Raw genomic sequence first — 9783 nt, 5'->3', positions numbered from 1 at the left:
AACGGAAGATTTGAACAAGCGTGCCTTGGAAGCAGGGTATAAACTAGTTGAAAATTTCAGCTCGGCAAAGGGAAACTGCCAGCTGGTAGGATAAATTTGATATGCTAAATTTTAATAGAGAGCTGCTGTATGAATGAATTTAATGTACAGCAGTTCTATTTTTTTAGAACAGATGTCAGCTTGACACGGATAGACAGGAATGTTATATTGATAGTTGAAAAATTAGGATAAAATGCTAATTATATAAATTTAAGAAAGATAATTAGAGTAGTTAATACTGAAATTTTTAAAAGGTGGATTAATATGTCGGAAGGAAATTCAAGTACCAGATCAATAGAAAGAGCTCTTGATATATTGGAATGTTTCATGTTTGGCGGTATAGAACTGTCGCTGATGGAGATTTCAAATAAAATTAATTTATCTCCAAGTACAGCTCACAGGCTTATTGGAACTCTTCAAAAAAGGGGATATTTGCAGAGAAACCCTATAAACAAGAAATATCATCTTGGTACTTCGATTGTTCAACTGGGGAACATAAGTATAAATATTTTGAAGAAGGAATTTACCCAGGTTGCATTTCCGTATATGGTGAAATTAAGAGATGAATTTAATGAAAGTGTTACCATGTATGTCAGAAATAATAACAAGCGTGTTTGTGTACAGAGAGTGGAATCGAGACAGAGCTTGAGACTGGTTATGAATATAGGGAGTATACTGCCATTGGAAAAAGGTGCGCCTGGCAAGGTACTGCTTGCTGCCCTGCCTGATGAAAAAATAAATGTCCTGCTGGAAGATTATAGTGAAACTTTAAAGAGATCTTTGCAGGAAGTTCGAAAGAACAAATATGCCATAAGTAGGGGAGAAAGAGAAAAAGGACTGGGAGCCATAGCTGTGCCTGTTTTTTTTGTCAATGGTGAAGTTATTGCCGCACTTTCCATGACCGGTCCCATAAACAGACTTTTAAATAAGGATCTTAAGCTAAAGGTCAAGGCTGTAATCAAATGTGCTGCGGAAATATCAACGGCACTTGGATATGTAAAGGTAAAGGATGTACAATGAAGGGCAATATTTTAAATATTATAACGGATAATTACTGTAATTCTAAATTGAAGATAATTTCAGAAAGTGCAATAGTAGGCATTTTAACGGGATTTACGGCAGTATCTTATAGATATCTGCTGGAGAAATCACTTACTTTTGCACATTTTATGTATACTGCGGAATTTAAGAATCTTTGGCTTTTCCCTGTAGTTACTGCTGCACTTGCAGCAGCGGGTTATTTAGTGGGCTGTATAGTTAAAAGTGATTCTATGGTGGCAGGCAGTGGTATACCACAAGTAGAAGGTATCTTGGCAGGAAAATTGAGTATGAATTGGTATAAGGTAATATTAAAGAAATTTGCTGCAGGAATTATAGCTATTGGAGCAGGACTGTCTTTGGGGAGAGAAGGACCTTCCGTACAGATAGGTGCAGCAGTAGGACAAGGTGTTGGCAGATTATTTAATGGGACTGATTCTGAGAAAAAACTTTTGATAACAGGCGGTGCCAGCGCAGGGCTTGCAGCTGCTTTTAATGCACCTTTGGCAGGGTGTATTTTTGCACTTGAAGAAATACACAAAAATTTTTCACCTAAGATTTTAGTCCCTGCTTTTTTGGCGTCTATCATTTCAGACTTCATAACTGAGCAGCTTCTGGGAGTATCGCCTGTATTCAATTTTGGTAGCGTCAGGATACTGCCTCTTAAATATTATGGTTATATAATAGTATTTGGAATAATTTTAGCTCTGGGCGGGGCTTTATTTAACAAATCACTTTTGAAATCACAGGATATTTATAACAGAATAAAATTTCTCAATGTAAAAAATAAACCTGTAATGGCTTTTTTAATAGCCGGTGTCATGGGACTTGTTTTGCCGCAGGTACTGGGAGGAGGACATGATCTTGTTTCCACCCTTGCAGCTTCAAATATGACTATTAAGGCACTGCTTATAATATTGATAGGGAAATTTTTATTTACGATGTCCTCATATGGTTCAGGCACTCCCGGAGGGATATTTTTACCTCTTTTGGTCATCGGAGCACTTTTAGGTAATATTTATGGAAATATTATCAATATTTTATTTGGATTTGATTTGCAGTATGTCAATAATTTGCTGATACTTGGTATGGCAGGGTATTTTGCGTCGGTTGTAAAATCTCCAATCACAGGTATTGTACTTATCATAGAAATGACCGGGGTGTTCGATAATTTGCTGTCAGTTTCTGTAGTCTGTATAACTGCCTATATATTTTCAGACATATTGAATTCCAGGCCGGTATATGAACTTCTTCTGAATAAAATATTGAATAATAAGGGAAAACACTCATAAATTTTAGCATTGAAATTTGAGAAATTAATATAAAATAAACTAATTTGTTAAAAAACTTTTTACTTTTTTAAAAGGGAGAGTATTTGTTTTTCCAGAGAATTAGTATAAACATTTTTAATTATGAATAAGTATATATTTGTAAATTTCATTTGATTTATTTATTTAAACAAGTGAAGTTATGAACGATTATTGGGTACAAAATAATTGTATTGATTTTAAGATGGCATTTTAGAAGAATATTTATGAAAAATTATGTATAGTCGATTTTTTGTGCCAAAAATACAGTGAAGGTGAAAATAGAAATGCAGAATAAATTTTCGAAAAATGTATATGATACCATGGAAAGACTGGTGTCTATGCCGAGTATATCCGGCACTGAACAGGAAAGTATTGCGGCGAATAAGATATATGGTAGTCTTGCACAAGTTCCTTATTTTAAAGAAAACAGTTATAATGTAGGGATTGAAAACATCAAGGATGATCCTTTAAATAGAAGTTTTGTATGGGCGGTAGTAAATGGGAAAGAATACAGTGACGATACATTTATACTGTCAGGACATTTGGATGTAGTAGGGGTGGAGGAATTTGGACATTTGAGATCTGCGGCTTTTGATATTAAAAAATGTACTGAGAGAATTTCTGAAATGAAATTGGACGAAAGCACCGAAAGTGATATTAAATCCGGCAATTGGATATTTGGAAGAGGTACTGCAGATATGAAATTCGGGTTGGCGCTTAATATGGAGTTGATAAAAGAATTTAGTATAAATAGAAACTTTAAGGGAAACCTTATGATTTTGATAGTTCCGGGAGAAGAGAGCAATTCTGAAGGAATGCTCTCAGCAGTGCCTTTTTTGCTTAAACTGAGCAGAAGCAGGAAATATAGGTACTGCGGTATGATAATATCTGAACCGAGTGTACCCGAAAAAGGGGAAACCGACAGCAAAAGACTGTATATAGGCAGCGTAGGTAAAATTATGCCCTTGTTTTTTTGTGTGGGAAAAGAAACCCATGTAGGTGAATCGTTAAACGGACTGAATCCCAATCTATTGGTTTCGGAAATAAACAGACTGCTGGAATGTAATGGAAGTTTTTCGGATAATGTAAGCGGCACTGTCACTCCACCGCCTATGTGTTTGAAACAGACGGATTTGAAGAAACTTTATTCGGTTCAAAGTCCACTTTATGCTGCATCATATTATAATGTGATGACTCTTAAAGCAGGATATGAAAAACTGATTGAGGACCTGAAAAATTTGGCCAATACCGCATTTTTAAATGTAATGGAAAATATTTTCGACAAGAGAAACAGATTTATGAAAAAATACAATCAAAAATTAAATTTTGAGTCTTTTAAGCCATGTGTTGTCACTTACAGCGATATTCTTGAACAAGTTAAAGAAAAATATAAGAATTTTAACAGTTATATCGATCAAAAGATTGATATCTGGAAAAAGGAAAGAAGAGATAATCAAAGTATAGCTGTGAATATAGTGAGAGAAACTTATGAATTGTATGGAGAAAAAAAGCCAATGATAATAATTTCTTTTATACCTCCCTATTATCCCCATAGGTATATGAAAAGCAGGGACAATCTTGGCAGGAGATTTATGAATGTTGTCGATAAGAGTATTGAATATGCGAAAAATGAACTCCACGAGGATATTGTAAAAACAGATTTCTTCATGGGAATATCGGATGCAAGTTATACTGGTATAGACGAGGGAGAATCATCTGTGGATGATCTCGTTTCAAATATAGTTGGATATGACACAATTTATAAATTTCCTGCAGACGAGTTGAAAAGAATTGATATTCCGGTAATAATTTTCGGAGGCGAGGGAAAAGATCTGCATAAATATACGGAAAGGTTGAATTTGCCCTATTCGTTTAATGTGGTTCCAAAAATTTATAAATATATTATACTAAATATGCTTTGCTGATACAGCAGAATAAATTATATAGAATATTGAAATAAAAGAATAATATCATAAAATATATTTCAAAAACAGTGTTTATCAAATAAGAATAAATGGAAAAAATTTTTTGCAATACTTAATTTAAGTTAAGTATTGCAAAAAAAACAGGAGAGGATATAATAAATACTAAAGTAGTAATATCTACTTATTATTTATAATAAAGGGAGGGAAAATAATGGCATCAAATGAAACCGAAACCAAGAATAAGAAATTGACACTTATCGCCTTAATACTGATGATATTCACTTCGGTATTTGGTTTTGCCAATATGCCTAGGTCATTTTATTTGATGGGGTACGGTGCAATTCCCTGGTATATTATATCCGGACTTACGTTTTTTATACCCTATGCTTTTATGATGGCTGAATACGGTGCCGCATTTAAAAATGAAAAGGGCGGAATTTATTCCTGGATGGAAAAATCTGTCGGGCCCAAATATGCTTTTATAGGTACATTTATGTGGTTTGCTTCTTATATAGTATGGATGGTGAATATATGTTCTACAATATGGATTCCATTTTCAAATGCCATCTGGGGAAAAGATGTAACTTCCACCTGGGGAATTTTTGGATTGAATTCCACCCAGACTATAGGAATACTGGGAATGATTTGGATAATATTTGTAACGTTTACGGCCTCGAGAGGTCTGGAGAAAATCACAAAAGTGACTTCAGTGGGAGGTATTGCAGTGGTACTTTTGAATGTCCTTCTGCTTGTTGGAGCTTTAATTGTACTTGTATCAAACGGAGGACATCTGGCACAGCCGGTCGTTTCAGCTGCGTCTTTTGTAAAGTCGCCTAATCCGGCATATTCATCTTCAATTGGAATGTTATCGTTTATAGTTTTTGCAATATTTGCCTATGGCGGTATTGAAGTAGTAGGGGGACTGGTTGATCAGACTGAAAATGCTGAAGTGACATTTCCCAAGGGAGTTACTATAGCAGCCTTGATTATTACTGTAGGATATTCGATAGGAATATTTATGTGCGGTATATTTACAAACTGGAATACCGTGCTGTCTTCAAAGGGAGTTCATATGGCAAACTGTGCCTATGTAGTCATGCAGAATCTGGGGTTTGAACTTGGCAAGAGTTTTGGCATGAGCCAAGCTTCTTCACTTGTCCTTGGAGCCTGGGTAGCCAGATTCATGGGGTTGTCTATGTTCCTGGCACTGACTGGAGCTTTCTTTACCCTGTGTTATTCACCTCTGAAACAGATTATAGAAGGTACTCCGAAGGAATTGTGGCCTGGAAAAATGGCGGAAATAAAAAATGGAATGCCTATAAATGCTATGTGGGTGCAATGTATAGTTGTTGTATTGTTTGTGGCACTTGTGTCATTTGGCGGAGATGCAGCTGCAAAATTCTTCTCAAGACTTGTACTTATGACCAATGTGGCAATGACACTGCCTTATATGTTCCTGTCAGGTGCATTTATATCCTTTAAAAAGAAGAAGGAAATAGTAAAACCCTTTGTGGTGTACAAGAGTAAATTTTCAACCTGGCTTTGGACCATATTGGTTACCTTTACAGTTGGATTTGCAAATTTCTTTACTATAATCGAACCGGCAGTTGATGGAAATCTTACGGATACCATCTGGATGATAGGAGGTCCTCTTTTCTTTGCAATAGTGGCAGTTGCAATGTACAGGAGGTACGAGAAAAAGTATATTGGGAAAGATGAAAAGACTGCTGTATAAATAATAATATAAAAAAGGACGGGAGTGTTGCAAAACTATTTTTTTAAGATAGTTTTACAGCACTCTATTTTTATATATTCAAAAAAATCATTGAAGGAAAATTTTTCTTTTTTAAATTTTACATCAGTTGATTTTTTATCGTACTTTAATAAACTGCATGATATTTTATAAATTTTTATAGTATTTTTATGCTGTTTTTAATTTGTGAAGTGTTTGTCCACACCGTCCATTTTGAATTTTATTATGGAGCTTATTTACATCATACCCAAAACAGAGTAGAATAAATTCAGTTCTCACATTCCTTTTTCCTCGTGTCAAAAATCTTTTGAAGTTATAATTTTCCTTTAACACCCCAAATGCACCTTCTACTTGAATAGAACGATTTACTCTTAATCTAATGCCTTTCTCTGTTTTTATATTTCTGTATGACAGCCGGCGTTCATTTATGAATTTTTTGGATACATATATTTTTCTATTCCTGAGTGCTCTTGTACATTTAGATTTATAAATACATCCAGTACAATTTTCACACTCATACACTGTTATCTCCGCCCTATAGCCAGTTTGTGATTTCTTTAAAAACTTTCCTGCTGCTTTCAGCTGATTACCATTATGGCAGGTATATTCATCTTTTACAGGATCATACTTCATATTTTCACGTTTGCTTATGTCACTTTTGAAACTTCTCTTCTTCCATTTTTCATACGTATTAGGTTTAATATAGTAGTTCTGCCCATGTCCGGCAATATATGTATAGTTTTCTTCACTTTCATATCCTGAATCGGCTACAATGTTTTTATACCTGACTCCAAGATTTTTTCTTATACCATCCAAAAATGGGATCAGTGTTCCGGAGTCAGATCTGTTATCAAAAATATCTGCGGCAATAACATATTCTCCCTCAACACCAATTTGGACATTATAACCGGGCTTTAACTGTGAATTGCGCATATGATCTTCTTTCATATGCATGAATGTAGCATCGGGATCTGTTTTGGAATAGCTGTTCCTTCCGTGAAATATATTGTTACATAAGTTATATTTTTCTTGCCTGTTATAAAAAGTTTCCACAGATTCTATAAATTTTTGAACTGGAGGCTTACGTCTGCCGGTACCGTGTACAAATTTAGTATTTTCTACTTCTTTTTTCTTATAAAGGTATTTTAGGATACCTTCAAGATCGTCCATTATTGTTGATTTTTCTACTCTGAAATTTGTTTTATAAAACTCATTTATTTTGTCAATAGAGGTTTGAATTTTAACAAACATCTTTTCTTCATTTTTAGCTATGGCTTTTTTCCATACAAAGGTATAACGGTTGGCATTGGCCTCTATTTTAGTACCATCCACAAACAAGTTCTCAAAATTTAATTCTTCGATTTCTTTCAAGTGTTTTACAAGCTGGCAAAATAAATCTTCTGCGGCACCTGGAAGATAGTATTTCCTAAATCTAGAAATAGTACTGTGGTCGGGGGCTTTATTCCCCTGTAGAAGCCACATAAAATTAATGTCTCTTTTGCAGCAGTTTTCGATTTTCCTGCTAGCATATATATTATTCATGTATGCATAAGTTAATATCTTAAACAAGATTTTGGGTTCCACTGCCGGTTTTCTTCCAAATGAAGAATATGCCATGTATAATTTATCATAATTTAAACCCTCCAATATTTGGCTTAGCAGGCGAACTGAATCATCTTCAGGTATCAACATTTCGATATTAAGTGGTAAAACCATTTGATAATATCTTCTTATTTCGGTATAATTTTTATGTTGATAATTTGTTTTTTGCATAAATTAATTATACAACACTTGCAGGGCTTTCGAGCCCTGCATTTTATATATTTGAGCAAAAAAACGAACTGTTGCACAAATTAATTGTGCAACAGCCTCTTCCTTTTTCAATTGTAATACAGAGTACGCTTCCTTTGTCCAGAATCATACCTTTTATCATCTTGTATATGTATACTGAAATATGAATTAATTAAGTACATATACAGTAACAGTTCTTCTACCCCAGCTTTCAGCTTCTGCCTGAGTCGGTACATATAGATCTATTATATTTCCATTTATAGCACCACCGGTATCTGCAGCAATTGCATATCCATATCCCTGTACATAAACTCTGGAGCCAAGAGGTATAACCCTGGGATCTACGGCTATAGTACTATAACCACCTGAATTTCTTCTAGTAGGTACTCCAGTTGCAGTGTATCCATTGTCGCAGTAAGCAGTAGCCTGCATAGTCAAAACTTTTGAGGAAGAAGAAGGTGCTGAACCTGTACTTCCACGAGATAAAGCCTGCTTTCCCGCCATGGCTACAGTAGTAGAATGAGAAGCTCTGGCAGCGGCAGCTTGTTCACTTTGTGCTGCGAGTAATTTTTGTTCTTTTACTGTAGTTGAAGCAAGTAAGGACTTTTGCTCTCTAATATTGCTGTTTAATTTGGAAAGAATAGTTTCGTTGCTTGTTTTTAAAGACTGTAATTTAATATTTTCATCGTTTAGATTTTTCTTTTCCTGTTCTATGGCCAGTTCATTTTTCTTGAGTTTAGCAATGACACCATTGTCAAATTTTATAACTTTTGTGATAGTATCAATTCTGGATAAAAAGTCACTAAAATCTTTGGAAGATAGTATGATCTCCAAATATCCACTAGTGCCATTTACATACATAGCACGTACTCTTTTTTTGAAAAGATCTCTTTGAAGTTGGGAATTATTTTTTGCAGTCTGCAGTTTAGCCTGTGTGTTTTTAATATTATTGGCGATTCTGTTCATATCTTTTTTATTTTCATCAATTTTTTGTATCACGCCATTGATCTGACTATTTAAATCCCCCACTTTTGATTCCAATTGCCTTTTGTCATTCTGAGTCTGCTGCAGTTCGCTTGTCGTAGAAGATACGGCAAAAACGTTTCCGCAGGTTACCAATACCAATGTAAGACTCATAATAACAGATAAGGTTCTTTTATTCAATGTATTTTCCTCCTTAAAATTGTTATTAAGTCTTAAAATTTAATTTAAAACTTACTAATAGTTTTTATTATATCATTAATGTGTGTAAAAACTCAAGTTTGTGAGTTGAATGAATTACGATAATTTACTGTATGTATCAAAATTATAAATTTTTTCCATAAAAAATCGCCATTTAATTACGGTATAAATGGAGGCTTTTGATTTGACAAGACATTTGAGAGATAGGAAATTATGTTATAATTTAAATGTTAATATTTATAATATTTGGGGGGACGTTTTAATTGAAGAATATCAGACAAAAGATTATTCTGGATATAATAATTTTATCAGTTATTATATGCGGTGGATTTGGACTCTTCAAACGGGATTTAAAGATATTTCATACAGCTGTACCAGATCTTTTGACAAAGGACACGGCAGGAAGGACACTAGAGAATATTACGTTACAGAAGATATAGACTGGCTTAGTATGAGAAAAGAGTGGAAAAATTTAAAAAGCATAGGTTTAGCTATAAGGAAAAGCGAGCAGAAGGGAAAAATAACAGNAGAGAATATTACGTTACAGAAGATATAGACTGGCTTAGTATGAGAAAAGAGTGGAAAAATTTAAAAAGCATAGGTTTAGCTATAAGGAAAAGCGAGCAGAAGGGAAAAATAACAGTCCTTGAGTAATAAAATATTACTTTTCATGCGTTTGCCCTGTAATTTTTTTAAATATTTAGAGTTTCCCCATTTTTTTAGAAATGACTAGATGACAACTGTG

Annotated in this window: 6 protein-coding genes; 4 read left to right on the top strand and 2 right to left on the bottom strand. The window is 34.2% G+C overall.

Going from position 1 to position 9783, the window contains the following annotated elements:
- Positions 1-303 precede the first annotated feature (303 nt).
- The 4 genes from AB8S09_RS15515 to yjeM all read left to right on the top strand — a co-directional run bounded on the left by AB8S09_RS15515 (position 304) and on the right by yjeM (position 6047).
- Positions 304-1059, top strand: a complete 756-nt coding sequence (locus AB8S09_RS15515) for an IclR family transcriptional regulator (RefSeq protein WP_369869518.1) — start codon at positions 304-306, stop codon at positions 1057-1059.
- Positions 1056-2369, top strand: coding sequence for a ClC family H(+)/Cl(-) exchange transporter (locus AB8S09_RS15510; RefSeq protein WP_369869517.1), 1314 nt, complete (start codon positions 1056-1058; stop codon positions 2367-2369). Before AB8S09_RS15515 ends, AB8S09_RS15510 begins: the two co-directional genes overlap by 4 nt.
- 302 nt (positions 2370-2671) lie before the next feature.
- Entirely contained in the window at positions 2672-4312 is a 1641-nt protein-coding gene (locus AB8S09_RS15505) for a M20/M25/M40 family metallo-hydrolase (RefSeq protein ID WP_369869516.1), read from the top strand.
- Positions 4313-4523: 211 nt separating this feature from the next.
- Positions 4524-6047, top strand: coding sequence for a glutamate/gamma-aminobutyrate family transporter YjeM (gene yjeM / locus AB8S09_RS15500; protein ID WP_369869515.1), 1524 nt, complete (start codon positions 4524-4526; stop codon positions 6045-6047).
- Positions 6048-6233: 186 nt separating this feature from the next.
- On the opposite strand, the gene AB8S09_RS15495 is transcribed toward yjeM, so the two are convergent.
- Both AB8S09_RS15495 and AB8S09_RS15490 read right to left on the bottom strand, forming a co-directional pair.
- A complete protein-coding gene (locus AB8S09_RS15495) occupies positions 6234-7799 on the bottom strand; it encodes an IS1182 family transposase (RefSeq protein ID WP_369869520.1) in 1566 nt (521 codons plus the stop codon).
- A gap of 225 nt (positions 7800-8024) precedes the next feature.
- Positions 8025-9020, bottom strand: coding sequence for a 3D domain-containing protein (locus AB8S09_RS15490; protein ID WP_369869513.1), 996 nt, complete (start codon positions 9018-9020; stop codon positions 8025-8027).
- Between the last annotated feature and the right edge of the window lie 763 nt (positions 9021-9783).

It is taken from the genome of Clostridium lapidicellarium (assembly GCF_041224415.1).
GTDB classification, from domain to species: domain Bacteria; phylum Bacillota; class Clostridia; order Clostridiales; family Clostridiaceae; genus Clostridium_B; species Clostridium_B lapidicellarium.
Note: the sequence above shows the minus strand (reverse complement) of the source record. Positions and strands in the feature narration are given on the sequence as shown.

Bases quoted from the DNA above. Each gene is read 5' to 3' on its own strand.
- AB8S09_RS15515 (WP_369869518.1), top strand. From the start codon at position 304: ATGTCGGAAGGAAATTCAAGTACCAGATCAATAGAAAGAGCTCTTGAT.
- AB8S09_RS15510 (WP_369869517.1), top strand. From the start codon at position 1,056: ATGAAGGGCAATATTTTAAATATTATAACGGATAATTACTGTAATTCT.
- AB8S09_RS15505 (WP_369869516.1), top strand. From the start codon at position 2,672: ATGCAGAATAAATTTTCGAAAAATGTATATGATACCATGGAAAGACTG.
- yjeM (WP_369869515.1), top strand. From the start codon at position 4,524: ATGGCATCAAATGAAACCGAAACCAAGAATAAGAAATTGACACTTATC.